Origin of the sequence: Streptomyces sp. NPDC000348, assembly GCF_042898795.1 — a bacterium.
Taxonomy (GTDB): Bacteria; Actinomycetota; Actinomycetes; order Streptomycetales; family Streptomycetaceae; genus Streptomyces.
In genome coordinates, this window is the sequence record NZ_JBIAZD010000004.1 from 200,792 (window position 1) to 226,203 (window position 25,412).

The 25,412-nt window shown below is 74.0% G+C and carries 21 protein-coding genes; 9 read left to right on the plus strand and 12 right to left on the minus strand.

Going from position 1 to position 25,412, the window contains the following annotated elements; all coding sequences use genetic code 11:
* The 3 genes from ACFY3N_RS10540 to ACFY3N_RS10550 are packed head-to-tail and all read right to left on the minus strand — an operon-like array spanning position 1 to position 3,857.
* Entirely contained in the window at positions 1–432 is a 432-nt protein-coding gene (locus ACFY3N_RS10540) for a roadblock/LC7 domain-containing protein (RefSeq protein WP_085575286.1), read from the minus strand.
* Positions 429–2,795: a nitrate- and nitrite sensing domain-containing protein gene (locus tag ACFY3N_RS10545; protein ID WP_390816230.1), complete on the minus strand. Its 2,367-nt coding sequence runs from the start codon at positions 2,793–2,795 to the stop codon at positions 429–431. The genes ACFY3N_RS10540 and ACFY3N_RS10545 overlap by 4 nt, the downstream gene beginning before the upstream one ends.
* A gap of 51 nt (positions 2,796–2,846) precedes the next feature.
* The gene (locus ACFY3N_RS10550) at positions 2,847–3,857 is read right to left on the minus strand and encodes a substrate-binding domain-containing protein (protein ID WP_390816231.1); all 1,011 of its coding nucleotides are present in this window, start codon (positions 3,855–3,857) and stop codon (positions 2,847–2,849) included.
* 890 nt (positions 3,858–4,747) lie between these two features.
* Between ACFY3N_RS10550 and ACFY3N_RS10555 the strand changes: the two genes are divergently transcribed.
* From ACFY3N_RS10555 to ACFY3N_RS10575, 5 genes are all read left to right on the plus strand, one after another.
* Positions 4,748–6,559, plus strand: coding sequence for a S8 family serine peptidase (locus tag ACFY3N_RS10555; RefSeq protein WP_390816232.1), 1,812 nt, complete (start codon positions 4,748–4,750; stop codon positions 6,557–6,559).
* Positions 6,560–6,812: 253 nt separating this feature from the next.
* The gene (locus ACFY3N_RS10560; RefSeq protein WP_390816233.1) at positions 6,813–7,460 is read left to right on the plus strand and encodes a ScbR family autoregulator-binding transcription factor; all 648 of its coding nucleotides are present in this window, start codon (positions 6,813–6,815) and stop codon (positions 7,458–7,460) included.
* A 40-nt stretch (positions 7,461–7,500) separates the two neighbouring features.
* Positions 7,501–8,679 (plus strand): damage-control phosphatase ARMT1 family protein, encoded by a 1,179-nt coding sequence (locus ACFY3N_RS10565; protein WP_390816234.1) that lies wholly within the window; start codon positions 7,501–7,503, stop codon positions 8,677–8,679.
* A 95-nt stretch (positions 8,680–8,774) separates the two neighbouring features.
* Entirely contained in the window at positions 8,775–10,931 is a 2,157-nt protein-coding gene (gene cyc2, locus ACFY3N_RS10570) for a germacradienol/geosmin synthase Cyc2 (protein WP_390816235.1), read from the plus strand.
* 37 nt (positions 10,932–10,968) lie between these two features.
* Positions 10,969–11,532, plus strand: coding sequence for a PDZ domain-containing protein (locus ACFY3N_RS10575; RefSeq protein WP_390816236.1), 564 nt, complete (start codon positions 10,969–10,971; stop codon positions 11,530–11,532).
* Here the strand turns inward: ACFY3N_RS10575 and ACFY3N_RS10580 are convergent.
* The gene (locus ACFY3N_RS10580) at positions 11,525–12,280 is read right to left on the minus strand and encodes a metallophosphoesterase (protein ID WP_390816237.1); all 756 of its coding nucleotides are present in this window, start codon (positions 12,278–12,280) and stop codon (positions 11,525–11,527) included. The genes ACFY3N_RS10575 and ACFY3N_RS10580 overlap by 8 nt on opposite strands.
* Before the next feature lie 208 nt (positions 12,281–12,488).
* Here ACFY3N_RS10580 and ACFY3N_RS10585 point away from each other — a divergent pair, with 208 nt between their 5' ends.
* Both ACFY3N_RS10585 and ACFY3N_RS10590 read left to right on the plus strand, forming a co-directional pair.
* Positions 12,489–13,616 carry an aminopeptidase P family protein gene (locus ACFY3N_RS10585; protein ID WP_390816238.1) on the plus strand — a complete coding sequence of 376 codons (1,128 nt, stop codon included), beginning with the start codon at positions 12,489–12,491 and terminating at the stop codon, positions 13,614–13,616.
* A gap of 50 nt (positions 13,617–13,666) precedes the next feature.
* On the plus strand, positions 13,667–14,620 hold the full coding sequence (locus ACFY3N_RS10590; RefSeq protein WP_390816239.1) for an aminoglycoside phosphotransferase family protein: 954 nt from the start codon (positions 13,667–13,669) through the stop codon (positions 14,618–14,620).
* 9 nt (positions 14,621–14,629) lie between these two features.
* On the opposite strand, the gene treZ is transcribed toward ACFY3N_RS10590, so the two are convergent.
* Positions 14,630–16,375, minus strand: a complete 1,746-nt coding sequence (gene treZ / locus ACFY3N_RS10595) for a malto-oligosyltrehalose trehalohydrolase (RefSeq protein WP_390816240.1) — start codon at positions 16,373–16,375, stop codon at positions 14,630–14,632.
* A 174-nt stretch (positions 16,376–16,549) separates the two neighbouring features.
* Here treZ and ACFY3N_RS10600 point away from each other — a divergent pair, with 174 nt between their 5' ends.
* Both ACFY3N_RS10600 and ACFY3N_RS10605 read left to right on the plus strand, forming a co-directional pair.
* Positions 16,550–17,101 carry an FHA domain-containing protein gene (locus tag ACFY3N_RS10600; RefSeq protein WP_390816241.1) on the plus strand — a complete coding sequence of 184 codons (552 nt, stop codon included), beginning with the start codon at positions 16,550–16,552 and terminating at the stop codon, positions 17,099–17,101.
* Positions 17,102–17,372: 271 nt separating this feature from the next.
* Positions 17,373–17,789: an SSI family serine proteinase inhibitor gene (locus tag ACFY3N_RS10605; RefSeq protein WP_390816242.1), complete on the plus strand. Its 417-nt coding sequence runs from the start codon at positions 17,373–17,375 to the stop codon at positions 17,787–17,789.
* A 63-nt stretch (positions 17,790–17,852) separates the two neighbouring features.
* Here the strand turns inward: ACFY3N_RS10605 and ACFY3N_RS10610 are convergent, their stop codons facing one another.
* The 7 genes from ACFY3N_RS10610 to ACFY3N_RS10640 all read right to left on the minus strand — a co-directional run bounded on the left by ACFY3N_RS10610 (position 17,853) and on the right by ACFY3N_RS10640 (position 25,390).
* Complete coding sequence (locus ACFY3N_RS10610) at positions 17,853–19,109, minus strand: M14 family zinc carboxypeptidase (RefSeq protein ID WP_390816243.1); 1,257 nt, start codon at positions 19,107–19,109, stop codon at positions 17,853–17,855.
* 130 nt (positions 19,110–19,239) lie between these two features.
* Positions 19,240–20,904, minus strand: coding sequence for a SpoIIE family protein phosphatase (locus tag ACFY3N_RS10615; RefSeq protein WP_390816244.1), 1,665 nt, complete (start codon positions 20,902–20,904; stop codon positions 19,240–19,242).
* The gene (locus ACFY3N_RS10620) at positions 20,901–22,730 is read right to left on the minus strand and encodes an ATP-binding protein (RefSeq protein ID WP_390816245.1); all 1,830 of its coding nucleotides are present in this window, start codon (positions 22,728–22,730) and stop codon (positions 20,901–20,903) included. Before ACFY3N_RS10620 ends, ACFY3N_RS10615 begins: the two co-directional genes overlap by 4 nt.
* On the minus strand, positions 22,727–23,773 hold the full coding sequence (locus ACFY3N_RS10625; RefSeq protein ID WP_390816246.1) for an anti-sigma regulatory factor: 1,047 nt from the start codon (positions 23,771–23,773) through the stop codon (positions 22,727–22,729). Before ACFY3N_RS10625 ends, ACFY3N_RS10620 begins: the two co-directional genes overlap by 4 nt.
* Entirely contained in the window at positions 23,761–24,180 is a 420-nt protein-coding gene (locus tag ACFY3N_RS10630) for an anti-sigma regulatory factor (protein ID WP_390816247.1), read from the minus strand. Before ACFY3N_RS10630 ends, ACFY3N_RS10625 begins: the two co-directional genes overlap by 13 nt.
* Positions 24,177–24,545 carry an STAS domain-containing protein gene (locus ACFY3N_RS10635; protein ID WP_381224918.1) on the minus strand — a complete coding sequence of 123 codons (369 nt, stop codon included), beginning with the start codon at positions 24,543–24,545 and terminating at the stop codon, positions 24,177–24,179. Before ACFY3N_RS10635 ends, ACFY3N_RS10630 begins: the two co-directional genes overlap by 4 nt.
* Complete coding sequence (locus tag ACFY3N_RS10640; RefSeq protein ID WP_390816248.1) at positions 24,542–25,390, minus strand: STAS domain-containing protein; 849 nt, start codon at positions 25,388–25,390, stop codon at positions 24,542–24,544. Before ACFY3N_RS10640 ends, ACFY3N_RS10635 begins: the two co-directional genes overlap by 4 nt.
* Between the last annotated feature and the right edge of the window lie 22 nt (positions 25,391–25,412).

Consider the following 25,412-nt stretch of genomic DNA (forward strand, 5'->3'; position numbering starts at 1 on the left):
TCACACGCCGGGGTCGACGGCCGGCCCGGCGATGTCCCGCGGGGCCGCGCTGAGGTGCTCGCCGATCTTCTTCACCAGCATGTTCATCTGGTACGCCACCACGCCGACGTCCGCGCCCGGACCGGTCAGCACGACCAGATGGGCGCCGGGACCGGCCGAGGTGAGGATCAGGTAGCTGTGCGCCATCTCGATGAGCGCCTGGCGCACCGGGCCGCCGCGGAAGTCCATGCTGACGCCCTTGCTGAGGCTCATCAGGCCGGACGCGGTCGCCGCCAGGCGTTCCGCGTCGTCCCGCAGGAAGCCGGTGGACTTGCTCACCACCAGCCCGTCCTCGGAGAGCACCACGGCCTGGTTCACGTCGGCGACCCGCTCGACGAGTCCGGTCAGCAGCTGGTCCAGCTGGGTGTGGGTGGCGGGGATGGGGCGTGTCATGACGGTGTTCCTTCGTAAGCGGTCGGCGGTCGGCGGTCGGCGTGCGGAGTCGGGAGCCCGGCGGGAACGCGCGCCGGTGCGGCCGTCCCGTCCGCGTCGTCCGGCGGCCCGGCCTCGTCGGTGTCGTCGTCCCGCGCCTGGGACGTGCCGCGCTGGAAGCCGGCGAGGGAGGAGGCGGCATGTTCCGCGGTGAAGCCCGAGTCGTCCTCGGCGTCCGGCACGGACTCCTCGCGGAGTTCGGCGGCCAGACTGGTCTGCGGCACCCGGCGGGGGAGCGGGGTGAGCCCGTCCCGGCGGGGTGCGGGCGCCGCCGCGGCCGGCGCGGGGACGGTACGGGCGGCGGGCGCCGGCCGGGGCGCCGCGGTCTCCTCGCGCCGGTCGTCGGCCCGGTCCCGCGCGACCTCGGTGGGCGTTTCCCGCCGGTCACCGCCGGACGGCACGTCCCGCACCACGATCTCGTGCGGGATCAGCACGATCGCCGTCGTCCCGCCGTACGGCGAGGGACGCAGGGTCACGGAGATGCCGTGCCGGTGCGCGAGCTGGGAGATCACGAACATGCCGAGCCGGAGGTCGTCGGCGAGCGCCACCACGTCGAACTGCGGAGCCCTGGCCAACTGGGCGTTCAGGGAGGCGTAGTCGTCGTCCGACATGCCGAGGCCCCGGTCCTCGATCTCGACGGCGAGGCCCTTGGCCACCATCGCCGCCCGCACCCCGACGGGGCTCGGGGCCGGCGAGTACACCGTCGCGTTGTCGATCAGCTCGGCCAGCAGATGGATGACGTCGGCCACCGCGGGCGGGGCGAGCGACACCTCCTCCTCGGTGAGCACCTCCACCCGCTGGTACTCGGCGACCTCTCCGACGGCACTGCGCACGATGTCGATCAGCGCGACCGGTTCGCTCCAGGAACGGCCGGGACGCTCACCGCTGACGATGACCAGGTTCTCCTCGTACCGGCGCAACTGGCTGGCGGTGGAGTCCAGTTCGTACAGGCCCTTGAGGACCTCGGGGTCGGTGTGCCGGCGCTCCAGCGCGTCGAGCTTGCTGAGCTGGAGGTTGACCAGGTTCTGGCTCTGCCGCGCGATGCCGAGGATGACCTTCTGGAAACCGCGCCGGGTGTCGGCGAGTTCGACCGCGGTGTGCACGGCCGTGCGCTGCGCGGCGTTGAACGCCTGGGCGACCTGGCCCAGTTCGTCGTGGCCGTAGTCCAGTGGGGTCGTCGCCGACTCCGCGTCGACCTTCTCGCCCCGCTCCAGCCGGGCCACCACGTCGGGCAGCCGCTCCTCGGCCAGGCCGAGGGTGGCCACCCGCAGACCGCGCAGCCGGCGGGACAGCGAGCGGGTGATGCGCCAGGACAGGCCGACGCACAGCAGCAGCGCGAGCAGTCCGCCGGCGCTCAGCGAGGCGGCCGTCAGCAGCAGGCTGCGGGCCTCGTCGGCGCTGCGGGTGAGCAGCGCGTCGGTCTGCTGGCGGATCATGGCGGCGTACTGCGGGGAGACCCGGTCCATGGCGTCGTCCCACCGCTCCCGCAGGTCCGGCAGTTCGACGCTGCTCCTCCTGCCCGTGGGCGGGGTCGCGAGCACCTGGTCCTCGACCGCCTCCAGGGCGCGCCACTCGGAACTCCGCAGGATCTGCTCGGTCTGCGCCTTGGTCTCGCCGCGCAGGGAGGGGATGATCTGGTCCTCGACCAGCCAGCGGCGGGTGTGCACCAGCTCCGCGAACTCGCTCCAGTCCTGCGTGTCCATGCGCCCGGAGGGCCAGGCGAGGGTGAGCCGCGCGTCCTCCTCGGAGACCAGCTCCGCCGCGTGCTCCAGCGCGATCAGCGGCTGGGCCTGGGAGGTCAGGTCCCCGTCGTCGACCTGGGAGAGTTCCTGGAAGGCGTGGATCTGGTCGTCGATGATCGAGGTGTACTGGTCGAGCGCCTGCTCGGCGGTGATGTCGCTGGGCCGGTCCACCTGGTCCCGGTAGTACTCCAGGCTGCCCACCGAGCCGAGCACCCCGTACAGGCGGTCCGAGACGCGCGCCGGCGCCTCGGCGATCGCGTCCGCCTGACCGACCAGCTTCGCCACCGCCGCGTCGGTCTTCTCGCGCTGGGCCCCGAGGGCGGTCCGGGGGGTGTCCGGTTCGGCCAGCCACGCGGCGGTCAGTCTGCGCTCCTGCTGCAGCGCGAGCGCGGCGTGCGTGCCCATCGCACCGGTCGACCGGCTCAGTCCCGTCTGGGAACGCAGTTGCAGGCCCTCGGAGAACATCTGGATCGTCGTCAGGCCCCACATGCCGGCGAGGGTGACACTGGGCACCAGGGCGAGGAGGAACAGCGAGAGACGTATGGAGCCGAGACGGCGCCGGGCACCTGTCCGTGGAGACATCGTGGTCCTAGAGCGGTCGGATGGTGGGGGAAGTGCGCACGGGCGGGCCCGTCAGCGGGTTCCGTCGGCGGCGAACCCGGCGACCGAGGCCGCGTTGGCCTTCGTGACGAACGCCGGCCCGGTGAGCACGGGCGCGACCCCGCCGCCGCTGATGTTGCCGTTGGTCCGGTACAGCCACAGCGCGTCGACGGCGAGGTAGCCCTGCAGATAGGGCTGCTGGTCGACGGCGAACTGGACGTTGCCGCCGCGCACGGCGTCCACCAGGTCCTCGTTGAGGTCGAAGGTGGCGACGTCGGCCTCGCTGTCCGCCTCCGAGACGGCCTCGACCGCGGTGAGCGCGAAGTCCGCCCCGTTGGTGACGACCTCGTCGATGGTCGGGTCCTGCCGCAGCCGGGCGCTGATGATGCCGGAGACGGCGCGCATGTCGGTGCCGTCCACGTAGAGGTTCTCGGTCGTCCCGCCGAACGCCTTCTTCACGCCGGCGCAGCGGGCCTCCAGGGCGACGTTGCCGCGCTCGTGGACGACGCACAGGGCGTGCTCGGCCTTCAGCTCGTCCAGCTTCTCGCCGACGGCCCGGCCGGCCACGCTCTCGTCCTGGCCGAAGAACTCCAGCAGCCCCGCCGACTTCCAGGCGTCGATGCCGGAGTTGAGCCCGACCACGGGGATGTCCGCGGCCCGTGCCTCGTTGACCGGGCCCTTCATGGCCGCCGGCTTGGCCAGCGTCAGCGCGATGCCGTCGACACCGTCGCGGATCGCCTCGCGGACCAGCGCGGCCTGCCCCGCCGGGTCCGGGTCGCTCAGGTAGGTCAGCTCGATGCCGTCCTTGGCGGCCGCCGCCTCGGCACCCTTCTGCACCCGGTCCCAGAAGGCGTCGTCCTCGCTGCCGTGGGTGACCATCGCGACCCTGATCCGTCCGGCGCCGGAGGCGCCCGCGCCGGCGGAGTCCGAGGAGTCGTCGGCCGAGCCGAAGGCCGAGCAGCCGGTCGCCAGCAGACCGACGGCGGCTGCCAGCGCCGCCAGGCGGCGTCTTTGAAGGCGGCGGGACGGGGGACGAGTGTTCATGAGGGGTACGGACCTCGCTGTGCGGCCGAGCAAGAGCAGGGGGGAGAGTACCGACGGAACCGCGGAGGGCATGCGCCGAACGGGTGACTCTCACTGGCCCGGAGCCAACCCTGTGGGACCACCGGTCGTCAAGTGAACAGCCACGCGAAGTGAGGCGATGCTGCCGCATTGTGATGAACGGTGAGTACGGTGCGGCCGTCTCCCGCCGCCGAACCGTATGGACGGTACGGAGCGGCTCCGGCTCCCGCCCGCGAGCAGCGGGGCGGAGGGCCCCGGGACGGTGACGAGGGCGCCTGACTCCCCGGCGCCGGTCCCACGGGTGCGGCCTCCTCCCGGGAACACCCCGTCCCGGCACGCGCGGTACGCGTCCGGAGCACCGCCGTCCCGCCGTACCGCGCATGACGTTCCGTCCGGTCCGGCACCGGTGGGCGCCGTCCGCCGGTACGGGTCCGTCACCTCGGCGGACGGCTCCCCGGGCGGGCCGGGCCGGGTGAGCGGCCCCGCCGGGCCGCGGCCGGGCCCGTCGGATCCGCGCGGAACGCGCCGGCGCGCGGGGAACGCCGGGAGCCCTCCGCGCACCACCGGGCGGACACCTGGCGCGTTCGCCTCCGCGGCGATGCGGGCATAGCGGTCCGTTCCCGGTCAACCGCCTTCCGGCGAGGGTGGGTTCCCGGCCGGATCGAGGGTTTCCCCCGTATCCGGGCAGCCCGCGCGCTGCCTATCGTTCGACCGCGGTCGGCCCGCCGGACACCCCGGACGGTCGGCTGCTCGCGCCCGGCCGGCCGATCCGCCGCACCTCGATTCACCCCACGCCGCTTCGACGACGAGGCGAATCGATTCCTCTCCCCACACTCCGCGCTGCCCGGAGTCCCGGCACGAAAGGCACACCCTTGCGCACCTCCTCGAGCTCTCCCCACGGCTCCTCCCCGAGACGGAAGCTGATATCCGTCGCCGCGCTCTCCGCCGCCCTGCTGACGGCCGCGTCCGCCCAGGCCGCCGCCGCCCAGGACACCCCCTCCGAGGCGCCGGCCGCCCCCGCGGCCCGCACCGAGGCCGCCCCGGGCACCCCGGCCGAACGGCTCATCGTCGGCTACAAGTCCGGTGCCGCCGAGGCGAAGTCGGACGAGGCCGCCGCCGCGGACGCCGCCACCAAGGGCGAGGAGGCCGGCGAGGACGTCGACTTCCGGCGCCGCCTCGGCACCGGCGCCGCCCTCGTCGGCCTGGGCACCGAGCCCACCACGGCGGACGTCGCCGGCGTCGTCGCCGCGTACCGGGCCGACCCGCAGGTCGCCTACGTCGTACCGGACCGCCTCAACAAGCCGCTGGCCACCCCGAACGACACCGAGTACGGCAAGCAGTGGGACCTGTTCGAGACCACCGCCGGCATGCGGGTGCCGGGGGCCTGGGACCTCGCCACCGGCAGCGGCGTCACCGTCGCCGTCATCGACACCGGGTACGTCACCCACTCCGACCTCGCCGCGAACATCGTCGGCGGCTACGACTTCATCTCCGACACCGCCGTCTCCGTCGACGGCAACGGCCGCGACGGCGACCCGGCGGACCCGGGCGACTGGTACGCCGCCGGCGAGTGCGGCCAGGCGACCGGCGGCGGTTCCTCCTGGCACGGCACCCATGTCGCGGGCACCATCGCCGCGGCCACCGACAACGGCAAGGGCGTCGCCGGCGTCGCGTACGGCGCGAAGATCTCCCCGGTGCGGGTGCTCGGCAAGTGCGGCGGCTACGACTCCGACATCATCGACGCCATCACCTGGGCGTCCGGCGGCGCCGTCTCCGGCGTGCCCGCCAACGCCGACGTCGCCAAGGTGATCAACATGAGCCTCGGCGGGGGCGGCGCCTGCTCCACCGCCACCCAGAGCGCCATCAACGGCGCCGTGAGCCGGGGCACCACGGTGGTCGTCGCGGCCGGCAACGAGAACCAGAACGCCGCCAACTCCTCCCCGGCGAACTGCGGCAACGTCATCACCGTCGCCGCCACCGACCGCTCCGGAAACCGCGCCTCCTACTCCAACTACGGCACGACCGTGGACATCGCCGCGCCCGGCGGTGAGACCGCGACCGCGGCCAACGGCATCCTGTCCACGCTGAACTCCGGCACCCGCACCCCGTCGACCGAGAACTACGCCTACTACCAGGGCACCAGCATGGCCACCCCGCACATCGCGGGCCTCGCCGCGCTGATGAAGTCGGCCGCCCCCGCCCTCACCCCGGACCGGATCGAGTCGGTGATCAAGTCCAACGCCCGTGCGCTGCCCGGCACCTGCTCCGGCGGCTGCGGCGCGGGCCTGGCGGACGCCGCCAAGACCGTCCAGGCCGTCAAGGGCGGTACGTCCACCGGCTCCACGTACTCCAGCACCACCGCCGTCGCCATCCCGGACAACGGCTCCGCGGTCGAGTCGCCGATCACGGTCGGCGGCCGCAGCGGCAACGCGCCGTCCGCCCTCCAGGTGGGCGTGGACATCACCCACACCTACCGCGGTGACCTGGTCGTCGACCTGGTGGCGCCGGACGGCTCGGTGTACCGCCTGAAGTCCGCCGGTTCCTCGGACTCCGCGGACGACGTGCGGACCACCTACACGGTGAACGCGTCCGCCGAGACCGCGAACGGCATCTGGAGGCTGCGGGTGCAGGACACGGCGTCCTACGACACCGGCCGGCTCAACGGCTGGCAGCTGACCTTCTGATCCACCCCCGAAAAGGCGGGCCGACCGGTGCGGACGGGCACCGGTCGGCCCGCCGTTCTCTTTTTCCCCGGCACCTGACACACTTAGATACCGGACGTGCTGTTTTCTTTGGAGGGGCTCGTTCGTTATGGCCGATATGCCCAAGTCCCTTGGGCTGTTCACGTGGTGAACGCGGCCGCATCGTGAGATATCGTGTGCCAAACGTGAAAACAAACAGCACGACCCGTTCCTTTCCGGCTCAGGAGTTCAGGCGATGGCGAGGCAGGTACGCGCCGAGCAGACCCGTGCGACGATCATCACGGCCGCCGCCGAGCTGTTCGACCGACAGGGCTATGAATCGACCAGTCTCAGCGACATCGTCGAGCACGCCCAGGTCACCAAGGGGGCCCTCTACTTCCACTTCGCCGCGAAGGAGGACCTCGCCCACGCCATCCTGGAGCTCCAGTCCGCGACCAGCCGCCGGCTGGCCCGGGACACCGAGGTCCGGGGGCACACCTCCCTGGAGGCGCTGATGCGCCTCACCTTCGGCATAGCCAGGATGTCGGCCGAGGACCCCGTCCTGCGGGCCGGACTGCGGCTCGCCACCGGAGGCACCCGGCCGCGCCCCCCGCTGAGCCATCCCTTCACCGAGTGGCTGGACATCGTCGCGGCCCGGCTCATGGGCGCCGTCAGGGAGTCCGACGTCCACCCGGACGTCGACATCGACGTCGTGGCGCACTCCCTGGTCTGCTTCTTCGTCGGCACCCGCGTCGTCGGCCGCTCCCGTGAATCCGTCGCCCGGCAGCCCCGCCGCACGGCCGAGATGTGGCAGATCCTCATCCGGGGCCTGGTCCCCGTCACCCGGCGCGCCCGCTATCTCAGCCTGGCCGCACGGCTGGAGCGGGAGATCGCACCGGTGTGACCCACGGCGCGGACGACCCGCGCGCGTTACGGTGAGCCGCATGTCCGACCACCCCACCGCGCCCGTGATCGTCGCCGACGAGCCCGGCACCTTCCCCCACAGCGTGCTGGCCGAGCGGCACCCCGCCATCATCCGGCAGGTGCGCGAGGCCTTCCCGTACGGGCCCGAGCAGCACCGCGCGCTCGACGCGCTGCTCGCCGACTGCACCGCGGGCACGATCGAACCCCTCCCCGCCGACGCGCACGACCGGCGCGACTGGGAGGCATGGGGGGCGGACACCTACGCCGGCCGCTCCTGGTACGACGTGCCGTGGCTGTGGTCCGAGAGCTGGTTCTACCGCCGGCTGCTGCACGCGGTGGGCTACTTCGCCCCCGGCCCCTGGCAGGGCATCGACCCGTTCCGCCCGTCCAAGCTCGCCGAACTCGACTCGCCCGCCACGGACGAGGAACTGGCCGTGCTCGACGACCTCGCCCGGCAGCCGGAGGACGAACGGGCCCGCGCCCTGCTGCACGGCTCCCTGTGGGGCAACCGCGCCGACCTCGGCTTCCGGCTGTCCGCCGAGGGCGCCGAGGAGGCGGCCGCCGTACCCGCCCTGGTGGCCGACGACGGCGAACGCCTGTGGCCGCTGCTCGGCGCCTCCGGCACCGGCACGCTGTGCCTGGTCGCCGACAACGCGGGCCGCGAACTCGTCCCGGACCTCCTGCTCGTCGCCCACCTGCTGGCCCACGGCCGTATCGCCCGGGCGGTGCTGCACGTCAAGCCGTACCCGTACTACGTCTCCGACGCCACCACCGCCGACGTCGTCGACGCGGTGCGCCGGCTCACCGGCGCCGAGGGCGCGGCGGCCGAGTACGGGCGCGGCCTGTGGACCGCGCTCACCGACGGCCGGCTCACCCTCCGCGCCCACCCGTTCTCCTGCTCGCCGCTGCCGTACACGGACATGCCGGACGACCTCCGCGCGGACTTCGCGGCCGCCGCGCTCACCGTCGTCAAGGGCGACCTCAACTACCGCCGTCTCGTGGGCGACCGGTACTGGCCCCCGACCACACCCTTCACGGAGGTCACCGGTTACTTCCCGGGCCCGGTCGCCGCCCTGCGCACCCTGAAGTCCGACGTGATCACCGGACTGACCGCAGACACCGAGGCGGCGCTGGTCGCGGCGGAGGGGCAGCGCTGGCGCACCGGCGGCACCCACGCGCTGATCCAGGTCCGGACATAGGGTCCGCAACTCCCGTACGGGGCACGGTTCACGCGATGGTGTGATCATGCGGGGCCCGGTGGATGCCGCCACCGGGCCGCGGGTAGCCCCCGGCCATGACGCAGCCGTTCGAACTCCCGCACTTCTACCTGCCGCATCCCGCGCGGCTCAACCCGCATGTCGACGAGGCCCGCGCCCACTCGACCGGGTGGGCGCGCGAGATGGGCATGCTGGAGGGCAGCGGGGTCTGGGAGCAGGCCGACCTCGACGCGCACGACTACGGCCTGCTCTGCGCCTACACCCATCCCGACTGCGACGGACCCGCCCTCTCGCTCATCACCGACTGGTACGTGTGGGTCTTCTTCTTCGACGACCACTTCCTGGAGAAGTTCAAACGCACCCAGGACCGCGCCGCCGGCAAGGCCCATCTGGACCGGCTGCCGCTGTTCATGCCGCTCGACCCGGCGGCCCCCGTTCCCGAACCGGGGAACCCGGTCGAGGCGGGCCTCGCCGACCTGTGGGCGCGCACCGTGCCGGCGATGTCCGCCGGCTGGCGCCGCCGGTTCGCCCTCGCCACCGAACACCTCCTCAACGAGTCCCTGTGGGAGTTGTCCAACATCAACGAGGGGCGGATCGCCAACCCCGTCGAATACATCGAGATGCGCCGCAAGGTGGGCGGCGCGCCCTGGTCCGCCGGGCTCGTGGAGTACGCGACCGCCGAAGTGCCCGCCGCCGTCGCCGGGACCAGGCCGCTGAGGGTGCTGATGGAGACCTTTTCCGACGCCGTGCACCTGCGCAACGACCTGTTCTCCTACCAGCGGGAGGTCGAGGACGAGGGCGAACTCAGCAACGGCGTGCTCGTCCTGGAGACCTTCTTCGGCTGCACCACCCAGGAGGCCGCCGACATCGTCAACGACGTCCTCACCTCGCGGCTCCACCAGTTCGAGCACACCGCGTTCACCGAAGTCCCCGCGGTGGCGCTGGAGAACGGGCTCACCCCGGCCGAGACCGCGGCCGTCGGGGCGTACGCGAAGGGCCTGCAGGACTGGCAGTCCGGCGGACACGAGTGGCACCTGCGCTCCAGCCGCTACATGAACGAGGGCGCGCGCGCGGGCGCTCCCTGGCAGTCCCCGTCCGGTCCCGGGACGTCCGCCGCCGACGTCGGCGCGCTGCTCGCCGGCGCGGGGGCCGAGAGGCTGCGCGCCCACACGCACGTGCCGTTCCGGAAGGTCGGTCCGTCGATCATCCCCGAGATCCGCATGCCGTTCCCGCTGGAGCTCAGCCCCGCGCTCGACGGCGCGCGGCGGCACCTGCTGGAGTGGTCCCGGCGGATCGGCTTCCTCGGTGAGGGCGTCTGGGACGAGGCCAAACTCGCCAGCTGCGACCTCCCCCTGTGCGCGGCGGGCCTCGACCCGGACGCCACCCAGGAGGAGCTCGACCTCGCCTCCGGCTGGCTGGCCTTCGGCACCTACGGCGACGACTACTACCCCCTCGTCTACGGCCACCGCCGCGACCTGGCCGCCGCCCGGCTGACCACGGCCCGCCTGTCGGCCTGCATGCCCCTCGACTCCGAGGAGGTCCCGCCGCCCGTCAACGCCATGGAGCGGGCGCTGATCGACCTGTGGAGGCGTACGACGGCCGGGATGACACCCGACGAGCGCCGCCCCCTGAGGTCGGCCGTCGACACGATGACCGAGGCCTGGGTGTGGGAGCTGTCCAACCAGATCCAAAACCGCGTCCCGGACCCCGTGGACTACCTGGAGATGCGGCGCGCCACCTTCGGCTCCGACCTCACCCTGGGCCTCTGCCGCGCCGGACACGGACCGGCGGTGCCACCGGAGGTCTACCGCAGCGGTCCCGTCCGCTCCCTGGAGAACGCGGCGATCGACTACGCGTGCCTCCTCAACGACATCTTCTCGTACCAGAAGGAGATCGAGTTCGAGGGCGAGATGCACAACGCGGTCCTCGTGGTGCAGAACTTCTTCGGCGTCGACTATCCGACCGCGCTGCCCGTGGTGCAGGACCTGATGAACCAGCGCATGCGCCAGTTCGAGCATGTCGTGGAGCACGAACTGCCCGCCGTCTACGACGACTTCCAGCTGTCGGACGAGGCGCGGGCGGTCATGCGGGGCTATGTGGCGGACCTGCGGAACTGGATGGCGGGCATCCTCAACTGGCACCGCAGCGTCGACCGGTACAAGGACGAGTACCTGTCCGGCCGGGTCCACGGCTTCCTTCCGGACCGGGTACCGGCACCGCCGGTCCTCGTCTGACGCCCAGCACCGCCCGCACTGCCGCCGGAGGCGAACCATGGAACAGACCGCGTTGCGGCCCAGGCCGATGCCCGGCGACGGGGGCGGGGGCGGATCCGGCGCCGGGCCGGGCTCCGGCCCGCCCGGTCGGCGCCCCGGGCGCCGGCGCGGGCGGCGGCTGGTGACCGTGCTGCTCGGAGTGACGGCGGGGGTGGTCCTGGTGCTGTCCGGAGCCGGGCTGGGGGCGGTGGGGGCCGCGGTCGTCGGCACGGGCGGGCTCGCCGGTCCGGAGCGGCGGCCGGGGACGCCTCCGGCCGCCCCGGCCGCGGCACCGCGGCCCGCCCCGTCCGCGCCCGTGGCCACCAGGCTCGGCGTGGAGGTGGCCGACGACAGGGGACCCGGGGCGCTGGTCGTCGCCGTGCACGTGCCCGGACCGGGGTCCTCGGCCGGGCTCGTGCGCGGCGACGTCCTCCTCGCCTTCGGCGCCACCCGTGTCGACTCGGCCGCCGACCTGGCACGCGCCGTCGCCCGGGCCCGTCCGGGCGACGAGGTGAGACTGACGGTGCGTCACCGCGGCGGTGACCACCGGCAGCTGACGGCCGTCCCCGGCATCGTCACGTGACCACGCGGAAGTGGCTGGTGAGCCGGCCCTCGTCGTCCAGCACGTGGAAGGCGAGTCCGACCGGGGCGTCCCGGTCCGCGATCTGCTCGCCCTCCCAGGGCAGCCGCAGCGTCCAGGTCACGCCCGGTCCCACCAGCACCGGGCGGCCCGCGAACGTCGTGGCGGCCGGGGTGTGGGCGTGACCGGTGATCAGCCCGACGACCTCGGGCCGGCGCGCCAGCAGGGCCGCCAGCCGCCCGGGGTCGCGCAGGGGGTAGGAGTCCGGCAGGGGGTGATGCAGCGGCACCGGCGGGTGGTGGAAGGCGAGCAGGGCCAAAAGGCCGTCGTCGAGCCCGTCGAGCGTCGACTCGATCCAGGCGTGGGTCTCCGCGTCCAGCTCCCCGTCGTCGCGGCCGGGGACGCTCGAGTCGCACATCAGCACCGCGCCGCCGTCCAGCACGTGCGCGCTGTTGACCGGCCCGTCGGCGGCCGGCCGGCCCAGCAGCGCCGTGCGGTACGGCGCCCGGACGTCGTGGTTGCCCGGGCAGGTCAGCACGGGGAACGGGGCGCTCCCGTCGCGCAGTCCCAGCAGGCGGGCCGCCTCCTCGTACTCGGACTCGGTGCCGTGGTCCGCGATGTCCCCGGTCACCAGCAGCGCGTCCGGCCGGACCGGCAGCTCCCACAGCCGGTCCCGCACCCGCCGGGCGCGCTCCGTCGCCCGCGCGGTTCCGTCCAGATGCAGATCGCTGATGTGTGCGAGCACGAGCACGGTCGTGGGCCTCCCCGAAGCGCCTGTTGACGGTTCAGTGTGATCACATCATCAGATCTAGATCACATCATCAGATCTAATGGAAGAGCAATGCCCCACCATTAGGTGTGGTGGGCCGCGGGGCGAACACCGCGAACCGGCTCGCGCCACCCCCGCCCGCCGGGCAGGATGCTGCCCGTACCCTGCTGTCGCCCTGGGAGGCCCCCGAATGACCGGCGCCGTGTCCGCGTCCTTCACCGCCGACGACTACGAGGCCCGTATGGAGCGCGCGGCGCGGCAGGCCGCCGACGCCGGGCTCGCCGGACTGCTCGTGGCGCCCGGCCCCGACCTGGTGTGGCTCACCGGCTACACCCCCACCGCCGTCACCGAGCGGCTCACCCTGCTCGTCCTGGCGGCCGGCAGGGAACCCGTACTCGTCGTCCCCGCCCTGGAGGCCCCGGACGCCGAGCGCGCCCCCGGCGCCCCGGCCCTCACCCTGCGCGACTGGACCGACGGCAAGGACCCCTACGCGGCCACCGCCGCCCTGCTGGACGCGGACGGGCGGTTCGGCGTCAGCGACAACGCCTGGGCCATGCACCTGCTCGGCCTGCAGAAGGCGCTGCCCGGCACCTCGTACGCCTCCCTCACCGAGGCCCTGCCGATGCTCCGCGCCGTCAAGGACGCGGCGGAGCTGGAGCTCCTGGCCGCCGCCGGGGCCGCGGCGGACGCGGCCTTCGAGGAGATCAGGGGCGTCGCCTTCGCCGGCCGCCGCGAGACCGACGTCGCCGCCGACCTGGCCGCCCTGCTGCGCCGGTTCGGACACTCCCGGGTCGACTTCACGATCGTCGCCTCCGGACCCGACGGCGCCAACCCGCACCACGAGACCGGCGACCGCGTCATCGAGCACGGCGACATGGTCGTCCTCGACTTCGGCGGCCTCAAGGACGGCTACGGGTCCGACACCTCCCGCACCGTCCACGTCGGCGAACCCACCGACGAGGAGCGCCGGGTGCACGACCTCGTGCGCGAGGCGCAGGAGGCGGGCTTTCGCGCGGTGCGGCCCGGGGCCGCCTGCCAGGAGGTCGACCGGGCCGCCCGCGGGGTCATCGCCGGCGCGGGGTACGGGGAGTACTTCATCCACCGCACCGGGCACGGCATCGGCGTCACCACGCACGAGCCGCCGTACATGATCGAGGGCGAGGAGCAGCCCCTCGTGCCCGGCATGTGCTTCTCCGTCGAACCCGGCGTCTACCTGCCCGGCCGGTTCGGCGTGCGCATCGAGGACATCGTGACCGTGACCGAGGACGGCGGACGGCGGCTGAACAACACCGCGCGGGAGATGGTCATAGTGGACTGAACGGCTCCCCCCGTCCCCTCCCTGGCTCCCCGAACGGCAACGGCGCGATCATGACCCAGGCACCGACACCCACCGCGGACACCGTCCGCCGACTGGCCCGCTCCCTGCTGAAGGACGGCGGCGGGGGCGGCGGCACGGAATCCGCCGCAGGACCCGACGTCCGGCCCGTCGCCGCGGGCGACGGGCCCGCCGCCTGGTGGGTCGGCACCCGCCACGTGCTGCGCCTCGCCCCGGACCGTGAGGCGAGCCTGCGCCGCCGCCGCGAACTGCGGCTGCGCGACCTCGTCCGCCCGCACGTCGCGGTCGCGCTGCCGTCCGCCGTGGCGTACGGCGAGTGGGCGCCCGGTCTGCTCTGCACCCTGGACACCCGGCTGACCGGCGGGACGGCGGAGGAGCACCGCGTGTCCGCCGTCGGCGAGGCCGACCTCGCCGGGCTGCTCACGGGGCTGCGGGAGGTGCCGGTGCGGCAGGCGGAGACGCTCGGCGTGCCGCGCGTCTCCCCGCGCTCCCTGGAAGCCCTGCGCCGCGCCGCCGCGGAGGCCGCCGGACGGCTCGCCGAGGCCGACGAGTTCGACCCGGGCCGGCTGAACCGGCTCACCCCGCCCGCCGCGGTCCAGCTCGCCGCCCAGCCCGGCACGGCCGTGCTCGTCCACCACGCCCTCACCGGCGGGCACCTCGTGGTGAGCGCGGACGGCCGCGTACGGGGCGTCCTCGGCTGGGACGCGGCGGTGGTCGGCGACCCCGCCGAGGACATCGCGGGCCTCGCGCTCGCCGTCGGAGCCCCGGCCGCCGTACGCGCCGCCACCCTCGCCGGCTACGGCGCCCGCCCCTGTCTGCGCGGCCTGTGGCTGGCCCGCTGCGACTCCGTCCGCCACCTCGCCGAGGCCCTCACCGGCCGCACCGCCATCCCGCCGCCCGTCCTGCACGCCCGGCTGCGCCGCGCCTGGGAGCCGATCATGCTGGAACGCGTGACGGACCTCGGGGGCGGCGACGAAGCCCCGTAGCCGCGGCCGTCAGTCCTGCAGCAGCACCACCGCCGACTCCGCGGGCAGCCGCAGCACCCCGTCCGGGCCCGGCGTGTCCACCGGTTCCCACGCCGCGAGGACGCGCGCGCCGGGGACGCCCAGCGGGATCGCCGCCGGTTCCCGGCCGAGGTTGACGGCGACCCGGACGTCCCCCCGCCGGAAGGCCAGCCAGCGGTGCTCCTCGTCGTGGGCCACCTTGGTGTCGCCGAGATCGGGGTCGGTGAGGTCCGGCTGTTCGCGGCGCAGGGAGAGGAGGAGCCGGTACCAGGACAGCACGCGCGCGTGGGGCTCGCGTTCCGGCTCCGACCAGTCGAGGCAGGAGCGGTCGCGGGTGGCGGGGTCCTGCGGGTCGGGCACGTCCTGCTCGGCCCAGCCGTGCGCGGCGAACTCCCGCCGCCGGCCCGCGCTCACCGCCTCGGCGAGCTCCGGGTCGGTGTGGTCGGTGAAGAACTGCCAGGGCGTGCCCGCCGCCCACTCCTCGCCCATGAACAGCATGGGCGTGAAGGGAGCGGTCAGCGTGAGGGCCGCCGCGCAGGCCAGCAGCCCGGGGGAGACCAGGGCGGCCAGGCGGTCCCCCCGGGCGCGGTTGCCGACCTGGTCGTGGGTCTGGCTGTAGCCGAGGAGCCGGTGCCCGGCCACCCGGTTGCGGTCCAGGGGGCGGCCGTGGCTGCGGCCCCGGAAGCTGGAGTACGTGCCGTCGTGGAAGAAGCCGCCCGTGAGCGTCTTGGCGAGGGCCGCGAACGGGGCGCGCGCGAAGTCGGCGTAGTAGCCCTGCGCCTCACCGGTCAGCGCGGTGTGCAGGGCGTGGTGGAAGTCGTCGTTCCACTGTGCGTGCAGCCCCCAGCCGCCCTCCGCGCGGGGCCGGACGGTCCTGGGGTCGTTCAGATCCGACTCGGCGATCAGGAACAGGGGCCGGCCGGTGTCGGCGGCGAGGGCGTCCACGGCCCCGGACAGCTCCTCCAGGAAGTGGCACGCGCGCGTGTCCGCCAGCGCGTGCACCGCGTCCAGCCGCAGCCCGTCGAACCGGTAGTCCCGCAGCCACGCCAGCGCGCTCTCCACGAGGAACGCGCGCACCTCGTCGGAGCCGGGCGCGTCCAGATTGACCGCCGCCCCCCACGGGGTGTGATGGGTGTCCGTGAAGTACGGCCCGAACAGCGGCAGGTAGTTCCCGGAGGGTCCCAGGTGGTTGTGCACGACGTCCAGCACGACGCCGAGGCCGAGCGCGTGCGCCCGGTCGACGAACCGCTTCAGTCCCTCGGGCCCGCCGTACGGCTCGTGCACCGCCCACAGCGAGACCCCCTCGTACCCCCATCCGTGCCGGCCCGGGAACGGGCACACCGGCATCAGCTCCACATGCGTCACGCCCAGCTCCGCGAGATGACCGAGCCGCTCGGCGGCGGCGTCGAAGGTGCCCTCGCGCGTGTACGTGCCCACGTGCAGCTCGTACAGCACCGCGCCGGGCAGCGGACGCCCGGCCCACTCCGCGCGCCAGGCGAACCGGTCGTGGTCGACGACGGCGCTCAGGCCGTCCGGTCCGTCCGGCTGCCGGCGCGAGCGCGGATCGGGCAGGACGGGACCGCCGTCCAGCGCGAAGCCGTACCGGGAGCCGTCGTGCGCCCCGGCCTCCCCCCGCCACCACCCCTCCCGCTCCGGATCACGTTCCAACGCCCGCGTGACGCCGTCGCACTGGAGCGTCACTCGGCCGGCCTGCGGTGCCCACACCTCGAACTGCACGGACGGTTCCCCTTCGTCTGCTCACCGTGATGTAGCCCGTCCATCGTGCTTCATGGGAGATCAATTCGCCGGGGGATCCGCCCTTTTGCGGAAGGTGTCGCCGGGCACGCGCGCGGGGCGGCCGTTTTCCCGCTTCCTGGACAGCCCGGCCGTCACTGACCGACAATCAGCGGCGTGACGTCGTCCTTCGAGTTCCACACGTACCCCGCGCGGCTCTCCGACGCGGAGCGCGACAAGGCGTTGAGCGTGCTGCGGGACGGCGTCGCCATGGGCCGCCTGTCCCACGACACGTTCGTCCGGCGCATGGAACTCGCGCTCGCGGCACGCCGTTCCGACGAACTCGCCGCGCTCACCGCCGACCTCCCGCAGGAAAGCCGCCTCTCCCGCGTGGTGTTCGGCACCGTGGAGGCCGTCTCCGGATTCACCGTGCGGCTGCGCCGGGCCTGGCAGGCCGAGAAGCTCCCCAAGCTGCTGCTGCCGCACCCGACGACCGGCCACCCCCTGCGCATAGGCCGCGACCCGGGCAGCGGACTGCGGCTCAGTCACGAGACGGTCTCCCGCGTGCACGCCGAACTCCGCCACCAGGGTGGCCTCTGGGTGCTGCGGGACCTCGGCTCCACCAACGGCACCACGGTGAACGGGCGCCGGGTGGTCGGCGCGGCCGTGGTCCGCGAGGGCGACCAGATCGGCTTCGGGCAGATCACCTACCGGCTCGCGGCGCACTGACCCCCCGGCGGGTCCCCGGCGAAATCCCCGCGTTCGTCGCGGCGTTGACGCACCCCGAAGCCGTGGCCGACGGTGCGCACGCCGGGCGCGTCCCGGCCGGGGCGCCGCCGGAGCCGGGCCGGCCCATCGACGCGCGGTGCGCCGGCCGCCGGATCGCGGCCGGGTACCGGGCGCGGGCCGTCCCCGCCGCGTGCGGACCGGCCGGACGCGGAGCCTTCCGTTCGGGTGAGCCGGGGTGGGGTCCGGACACCGTCGTGCCGATGCACCGGGAATGACGCACACCTCACTGAAAGCGGTACGGGCGGGACTGCTCGCCGCCCTCGTCCTGCTCGCCTGCCCGGCGCCCGCGCGGGCCGGCGCCGGGCACGTCGCCGAGGACAGCCGGCTGATGCTCACGGTCAGCCACGGGGAGACGCGGTCCACCGCGGAGAACGGCACCGTGCTGCGGTGCGACCCGCCCCGGGGACACCGGCGCGCCGCCGACGCCTGCGCGGAGCTGGCCGCGGCGCACGGGCGCATCGCCGACATCCCGGCGAAGGACGTCGTCTGCCCGATGATCTTCGCCCCGGTGACCGCCCACGCACACGGGAGGTGGCGCGGAGAGCCCGTCGAATACACCGAAACCTTCCCCAACACCTGCACGATGTCCGCCCGGACGGGTTCGGTTTTCGCCCTGGACGCCCCGTAGCGGGGCCGCCGCGCCGACGTGCGGCCCGGTGCCGCCGCGCCCCGGAGGCGCGACTGCCCGCGGCTACGTCCAGGGGGCGTGGTCGCGGGCGTGGCGGGCCGCCGCCAGCACCGTGCGGGACTGGTGTTCGACCTGGTGGTTCACCGGCACCCAGCGGGCGCGGAAGCGGCCGGCGAAGGCGGCGCTCCAGCGCGCGACCAGCCCCTCCAGCCGGTCCGCCGCCCCCGCGTCGCTCTCCCGCAGCGCCCGCCGCAGCATCGCCGCCGCCCTGAGCGGCACCCGGCGCGTGAACGCGTCCACGCTGCCCACGTACGCCCGCGTGCCGTCCGCGGGCGGCGTGCGGACCAGGTCGGCGGCCAGTCCCGGCACCAGCTCCAGCCCCCAGGCGGCCGCCCGCAGCAGCGGCCCGCCCGCGTCCCCGTGCCGCGGTCGCGTCTCCTCCAGCACCCGCCGCACCTCGTCCGCGTCCCGCAGCAGCCGGTCCGCGAGACGGCGCAGCGCCGCGTCCGGGTCCGGATGCGGCGCGGGGTCGCCCACCAGGTCGGCGGCCCACATCGGCACCTCGATCACCGCCGTCAGACCGCCGTACCGGTGGGCGTGGTACCAGGTGCTGTGCCGCGCGTCGTCGGTCAGGCTCGGATAGGCCGGCGCGGCCTCCGGCACGGGCATCACGTGCACCCCGGGACCGGACGCCGGCCAGCCCGCCGCGTCCGAGGCGCCCGTCTCCACCGGGATGTGCAGCTGCGCCGCCGACTTGGCGAACGGCTCCGCGAGCCCGGGCACGTCCCTCGTCAGCTGCACCCAGCTGCCGCCCAGATCGGTGCCGTGCAGGGACACCTGCAGATAGGGCCGGACCTCGTCGATGACCCCGGTCAGCGCCCGGGTCTCGGGCGGCAGCCGGCCGGGCGGCAGCACCGACGGCGCCCACTCCGGCTGCTCCGGCCCCGCCGGACGGAAGAACCCCAGGTGGTAGTCGTACAGACTGCGCGGCGCCGGCGTCACATGGAGGCTCGCCCCGTCGGGGTCCGCGCACAGCAGGAAGTGCCACGAGACGCCGTCGCGCAGCTCCCGCTCCCGGACCGTCCGCCGGGCCAGCGCGAGCAGCGTGCCCCCGCCGGCCGGCTCGTTGGCGTGGGCGCCGGCGACCACCAGCACGGCCCGCCTCGCGTGTCCGACGGACAGCAGGTGCAACGGCCGGCCCGCGCGGGACGCCCCCACCTGCCGCAGGACGCACAGACCGGGCCATTGCACGGCCAGCGCGCGGGCGGAGCGCACCAGTTCGGCCACCGTCGGATAACGCGACTCCCGCAGCGGACCCACCCCCCGTCACCGCCCGAATCCGCATCGCACTGCGCAGTACCCCACGGCCGGGGGGCGGTGTCAAGAGCGCGACGGGGAGCCCGTGGAGGGCGCCCGGAGGCACGCCCGGACCCGGGGCACCACGCGTGCGTCACTTCCGGTGCGGTCCGCGTTCCGCCGACGCCGGGTGCGGCTCTCGCGGCCGTTCGGCCCGGGCGCCGTGCAGCCGTACCGCCAGGAGGGCCACGTCGTCGCTGCCGTCCGGCGGCAGACGCTCCAGCAGCTGGGCGCAGGCCTCCTCGGGGTCCCTGGACATCTCGCCGACCACGGAGGCGAGGACGTCCAGGGAGTGCTGGAGATTGACGTGACGGCGCTCGACCAGCCCGTCCGTGACCAGGAGGAGCAGCGAACCGGGCGTCACGGTGACCCTGTGGGCCGCCGGGTGGGGCAGGCCGAGGCCGAGCAGTGGTCCGTGCTCGTGGAGGTAGGCGGTCGTGCCGTCGGGGCTGTGCAGCAGCGGGGGCAGGTGCCCGGCGTTCGCGACGCGGACGGCGTCGGAGCCGGACTCGATCAGCACGATGCACAGCGTCACCGTGACGCCGGGCTCGACGGAGGTCAGCAGGTGGTCGAGCCGTTCGAGGATCACCTCGGGCGGGTGCCCCTCCACCGCGTAGGCGCGCAGCGCGTGCCTGACCTGGCCCATCACCACGGCCGCGTCCAGGGAGTGGCCGGCGACGTCGCCCACCGCCACGACCAGGCCGTCCGGCGTGTCGATGGCCTCGTAGAAGTCACCGCCGATCTCGGTGTGCTCGCCGGCGGGCAGATAGCGCACCGCCAGATCCGCCCGCGCGGTCTCCGGCAGGCTCTCGGGCAGGAAGCTGCGCTGCAGGGTGAGCGCGAGCGCGTGCTCCTCGCTGTAGCTGCGCAGTGCCTCCAGGGCCAGCGCGCCGGCCTGGACGAGTTGGTCGAGCAGTTGCTCGTCGTCCGGCGTGACGGCCGCGCCCGCCGGGATGACGACGGCGACGGGCGGGCGGTCGGGCTTGGCGCGGCCGAGCACGGTGCGCCGTCCCTCCGGGGCCCTCAGGTCCGGTGGCAGGCAGGGCAGGCCGAACGCGGCCGCCTGTCCCTGCCGTGCCCGGGCGTCACCGCGGTGCGGCCAGGCGGGGACGGCGTGCACCTGCGGCCCGTCGCACGGCGTGGAGGCGTCCCGGTCGTGCCAGGTGTGGGCGACCAGCGCGCCGCCCTCCGGTGCGGTGAGGAAGGCCGCCGCCTCGCAGCGGAGGACGGCCGCCGCCCCCTCGGCCGTCACCCTGGCCAGTTCCTGCGCGTCGGCGGCGCTGTACAGCGCCAGCGTGATGCGGTTGAGCAGGTTCAGGCGGTCCGCGAGGAGTTCCGCGCGGCGGCGGGCCCGGGCGTAGCGCAGGTTGGCGGTGACCGTCGCGAGCAGTTCGTCGGGGGCGATGGGTTCGACCAGATACGCGTCGGCCCCGCGGTAGAGCCCCTGCGCCCGGTCGTCGACGGTGATGGCGGAGGCGGAGACGTTGATCACCGGGACCGCGGCCGTGGCGGGGTTGCCCTTGATGCGCTCGCAGACCTCGAAGCCGGTCATGTCGGGCAGCCGGACGTCGACGACGGCGAGCTCGGGCGGGGGACCCGGCCCGTCGAGCAGTTCGAGCGCGCGGGTGCCGTCCTCGGCCTCGGTGACCTCGTGCCCGGCCCGGCGCAGGGTGGTGGCGAGGACGTAGCGGTTGGTGGGGATGTCGTCCACCACCAGGATGCGTGCCGGACGGTTCTCCGCGTCGAGGGGAAGGGTCATGGGTGTTCCTTGGCCGTGGACGACTTCGGCTGGGCGGGAAGGGGGTCCTGCGCCGCGGGCGGCCCGGCCGGCAGCCGCTCCAGGGCGTCCGCGAGGGTCGCGGCGGTCAGGTGCGACTTGTTCAGCACGGCGTGGGCGCCCGCGAGGCGCGTCCGGTCGACGAGAGCGGGTTCGAGCGCGGTCAGGACGATCACGGGTACGTCGGCCGTCGCCGGTTCCCGGGCCAGCAGCCGCCGGACCTCGTAGCCGTCCGGGTCCGGCATGTTGAGGTCCAGGAAGACCACGTCGGGCCGTCCCCGCTCGACGGCCGCGACGGCCTCGGCGCCGTCCGCGAGCGTGGTGACCGTCTCGGCCACGCCCTTCAGCATGGCCCGGAAACCGGTCATGAAGGCCTCGTCGTCGTCGACCACCAGGACCGAGCGCACCGGACCGCGGGCGGCCGTGGCCCGCCTCTCCCGAGCCGCCGGCCGGGCGGGCACCTCGATGACCACCCGGGTGCCGACCCCCACCTCGCTGTCCAGCCTCAGGGTGCCGCCCAGGAGTTCCGTCAGCTTGCGGGCGTACGGCAGCCCGAGGCCGGTGCCGGGCCGCCCCCGCTGGTGCGGCCCGCGCACCTGGTAGAACTCCTCGAACACCCGCTCGATTTCGGGGGCCGGGATGCCGACGCCGGTGTCCTCGACCAGGAAGACGACGTGGGCGCCGTCCTCGCGGTCCTCCTCGGCGACGTCCAGCACCACCGAGCCGTCGCTCGTGAACTTCAGCGCGTTCGACAGCACGTTCCGCAGGATCCTGGTCAGCATGACCTCGTCGGTGACGAGCGTGCCGTGCGACGCCCGGTCCGGGATGCGCAGGGTGACCCCGGGCTGCGCCGTGCTCTGCAGCATGCCGCGCAACTGGTGCAGCAGCGAGCGCAGGTCCACCTCGGCGAGGTGCGGCTCCAGACGGCCGGACTCGGCCTTGGCGACGTCGAGGAGTTCGTCGACGAGGGCCAGCAGCGTGCTGCCGGACGCGTGCACCATGGCCACCTGGTGGCGCTGCTCGTCGGAGAGCGGGTCCGCCGCCGTGTCCAGCAGCAGCTGGGCGAGGGCGATGACGGAGTTCACCGGCGACCGCAGCTCGTGGCTGACGTTGGCCCAGAAGCGGGTCTTGTACTCGTCGGCCAGTTCGAGCTGGCGGGTCTTGTCCTCCAGTTCCGCGTAGAGGGCGACGACCCCGCTGTTGGTCTCCTCCAGCTCGCTCGCCAGCTCGGAGTAGAGCGCGAGGACGCCGGCGTTGGTCTCCTCCAGTTCGGCATTGAGCCGTTGGAGCTCCTCCTGCTGGCGCTGGGACTCGTCCAGCGCGGACAGCAGATGACGGTTCTGCGTGCGCAGGGCCTCGATCAGGTCGGCCGCGGTGTCGGCGCCGACCAGCGAACCGCGCACCTCGCCGGCCAGCTCGGCGGCGGACGCCGTCGGCGCGGGGATGCGCTGGGCGAGCACGAGCCGGTGGCGGCCGTCCCCGTCCGAGAGCCGCAGGGAGCTGCCGTCGAGCAGGCGGGAGGCGGCGGTCAGCAGGGCCGACGGCGGCCGGTGGGCTCCCCGCCAGTCGAAACGCACGGAGAGGCGCACCCCGTCCCGTTCCTCGAGGCACAGCTGCGCGGTCAGGTCCGAGGCGCCCTTCAGCTGTTCCCCGGCCTCGCTCACCACGGTGGTCAGCCGGACCAGGGAACCGCCCGTCAGGCCCGCCGCCCGGCAGGCGGCCTGGGCGCACCGGCGCAGCGTGACCACGTCCCCGTCCCGCGTGAGGAGGAGGGTCGCCAACTCGTGGACGGGTGCCCCGGCGGTCATCGCTGTCCGTGCGCGGCGACGACGATCCCGGCGTCGTCCCTGCGGACCGCGGCCTGGTTGAGGATCTGCGCGGCGGTCACGACCGGGTCCTGGGCGAACAGACCGGGGAAGTCCGCGGGCTTCCACCGGTCGCTGAGGCCGTCGGTGTGCATGACCAGGGCCGCTCCGTGCGGGAAGGGCGCCTCGAAGGTGCGCGGCCTGGGCATCTGCACCCCGACGATACCGGGCACGGACAGCAGACCGTGCCGGGTGTCCGCGGCGCCGACCAGCGCCGTGACGTTGCCGACCCCGCTCAGCCGGACGCGCTGGGCGGCGACGTCGACCAGCGCGACCGCGACGGCCGCGCCGCGGGTGCCGCGCAGGTTCCGGTGGATGTCCTGCAGGACGTCGGCCGGACTCGTCCGGGTGCTTTCGCGGAAGGCGCCGGCGGCCCGCTCGGCGGCCCTGGCCGCCAGGGGGCCGTGTCCGAGCCCGTCGCACATCATCAGCAGCAGGGCGTCGGGTCCGTGACCGTCCGCGGTGCGCACGGTCCAGGTGTCACCGCACATCAGCTCGCCGCTGATCGGGCGGGTCAGGCCGGCGGCCTCCACCGGACGCGGAGCCGGTACCCGCCCGTCGGCCCAGAAGCGGGCCTGGACCACCGTGCCCCGGCCGTGCAGGGAGTGGACGCCGCTGACGTCGGCGAGCCGGCCGATGGCTCCCATGCCGATGCCCAGGCTGCCGGCGGTCGACGTGCCGTCGAGCAGGGCCCGGCGCAGGTCGTCGATGCCGGGCCCGTTGTCCAGGGACAGGCACTCCACGGCGGCACGGCCGCCGGTGCGCACCACCCGCAGGGCCAGCGAGCCGTCGTGCGCGTGCTTGAGGAGATTGGTGGCCATCTCCGTCACGCACAGCTCGACGCGGGCCACCCGGTCCTCGGAGAAGCAGACGCCGCGGGCGAGCTGCGCGGCCTGGCGGCGGGCGGCGGCGGCCAGCGCCACGTCCGCGCGCAGCCAGTGCACGTCACCGGCCTCGACGAGGAGGCCGCCGTTCACCTGCCCCACTTCACAATGCGCACGGTCGTGCCGGACGGCCCGGACTCGATGTCGAACTCGTCCACGAGCCGCCTGGCGCCGCTGAGGCCGAGTCCCATGCCGTTGCCCGACGTCCAGCCGTCGGTCAGCGCCAGCTCGACGTCCGCTATGCCCGGGCCCTTGTCCCGGAACTCCACGAAGACGCCGGAACGGCCCGCGTCGACGACCGGGGCCGCGCGGACGACGCCCCCTCCGCCGTACACCAGCATGTTCCGCCCGAGCTCGCTGGCGGCCGTGACGAGCTTCGTCTGGTGCACCAGCGACAGGCCGCACCGTTGTGAGAGGGTGCGCACCGTCTGCCGCATGCTGACCACGTCGCCGCTGGTGGCGACCGGCACGCTCTCGGTCGAGGTGCTCGCGGCCGCGTAGTCCTTCATGCGCGGCCCGCGGCGATGCGCCGTAGCAGCTTGAGCCCGCGCTCCAGGTTGAGGGCCGTGCGCACGCCGCTCATGGACAGTCCGAGCTCGACCAGGGTCATCGCGACCGCGGGCCGCATGCCCACGACGATGGTCTCGGCGCCGAGGATGCGCGAGACGGCGGCGTTGTTGGCCAGCATGCGCCCGACGAAGGAGTCGACGATCTCCAGGGCGGAGATGTCGATCACGACGCCCTTGGCGCCGGTCGCGACGATGCGGTTGGACAGGTCCTCCTGGAGGTCGAGGACCATCTGGTCGTCCAGGTCGGTCTGGATGGAGACCAGGAGGACCTCACCGATCTTGAGGACGGGGACGCGGTCGGTCACAGGAGACCCCGCACGTCGTCCTCGGCGTCCAGCGCGACTTCCTTCAGCGCCTGGCGCAGCGCGTCCGACAGCGAGGCGTTGGTGGGGATGTCACCGAACTCGATGCCGAGCGCCACGATGGTCTGCGCGATCTGCGGCCGGATGCCCGAGATAGTGCACCGGGCGCCCATCATGCGCGCGGCGACCACCGTCTTCAGCAGGTGCTGCGCGACCTGGGTGTCCACGGTCGGGACGCCGGTGATGTCGATGATGGCGTGCGTGGAGTCGGTGTCGACGAGGGTCTGCAGCAGCTTCTCCATGACGACCTGGGTACGGGCCGAGTCGAGGGTGCCCACCAGGGGGACGCCCACGACGCCGTCCCACAGCTTGACCACGGGCGTCGACAGTTCGAGGAGCTGCTCGGCCTGGGAGGAGATGATCTCCTCGCGGGTGCGCAGGTAGGCCTCGGAGGTCAGCAGGCCGAGGTCGTCCAGCAGGCGGGAGAACTGGAGGTAGGCCCGTACGCTGTCCGCGTCGTCCGTGAGGGAGGGCTCCAGCACCTCCTTGAGGGCGAAGACACTGCGGGCGGTGTCGGTGGGGGTGAAGCCCTGCCGGGCGCGGTTGCGGGACAGCTCGATCAGCAGGCTGCGTGCCTCGGCGAACTGCTCCCCGCGGCTGTCCAGCGATCCGGCGGACAGCGCCTCGAGGACGGCTTCGTACAGCTCGCCCAGTTCGCGTCCGAGCTCGGCCAGGCTCAGCCTGCCGCGCAGGTCCTCGCCGACGGTCCGGGTCCACTGCGCGAGGAAATCGTCACGCCGCGCGGTCAGTGTGTCGACCAGCAGGCGTGTATTGCTCTCTGTGCTCACGTCTTTCCCACCAAACACTCAT

What these genes read in the sequence shown, in the direction of transcription:
- ACFY3N_RS10540 (WP_085575286.1), bottom strand. Translation starts at nt 432, where the DNA reads ATGACACGCCCCATCCCCGCCACCCACACCCAGCTGGACCAGCTGCTG.
- ACFY3N_RS10545 (WP_390816230.1), bottom strand. Translation starts at nt 2,795, where the DNA reads ATGTCTCCACGGACAGGTGCCCGGCGCCGTCTCGGCTCCATACGTCTC.
- ACFY3N_RS10550 (WP_390816231.1), bottom strand. Translation starts at nt 3,857, where the DNA reads ATGAACACTCGTCCCCCGTCCCGCCGCCTTCAAAGACGCCGCCTGGCG.
- ACFY3N_RS10560 (WP_390816233.1), top strand. Translation starts at nt 6,813, where the DNA reads ATGGCGAGGCAGGTACGCGCCGAGCAGACCCGTGCGACGATCATCACG.
- ACFY3N_RS10565 (WP_390816234.1), top strand. Translation starts at nt 7,501, where the DNA reads ATGTCCGACCACCCCACCGCGCCCGTGATCGTCGCCGACGAGCCCGGC.
- cyc2 (WP_390816235.1), top strand. Translation starts at nt 8,775, where the DNA reads ATGACGCAGCCGTTCGAACTCCCGCACTTCTACCTGCCGCATCCCGCG.
- ACFY3N_RS10575 (WP_390816236.1), top strand. Translation starts at nt 10,969, where the DNA reads ATGGAACAGACCGCGTTGCGGCCCAGGCCGATGCCCGGCGACGGGGGC.
- ACFY3N_RS10585 (WP_390816238.1), top strand. Translation starts at nt 12,489, where the DNA reads ATGACCGGCGCCGTGTCCGCGTCCTTCACCGCCGACGACTACGAGGCC.
- ACFY3N_RS10590 (WP_390816239.1), top strand. Translation starts at nt 13,667, where the DNA reads ATGACCCAGGCACCGACACCCACCGCGGACACCGTCCGCCGACTGGCC.
- ACFY3N_RS10605 (WP_390816242.1), top strand. Translation starts at nt 17,373, where the DNA reads ATGACGCACACCTCACTGAAAGCGGTACGGGCGGGACTGCTCGCCGCC.
- ACFY3N_RS10615 (WP_390816244.1), bottom strand. Translation starts at nt 20,904, where the DNA reads ATGACCCTTCCCCTCGACGCGGAGAACCGTCCGGCACGCATCCTGGTG.
- ACFY3N_RS10620 (WP_390816245.1), bottom strand. Translation starts at nt 22,730, where the DNA reads ATGACCGCCGGGGCACCCGTCCACGAGTTGGCGACCCTCCTCCTCACG.
- ACFY3N_RS10630 (WP_390816247.1), bottom strand. Translation starts at nt 24,180, where the DNA reads ATGAAGGACTACGCGGCCGCGAGCACCTCGACCGAGAGCGTGCCGGTC.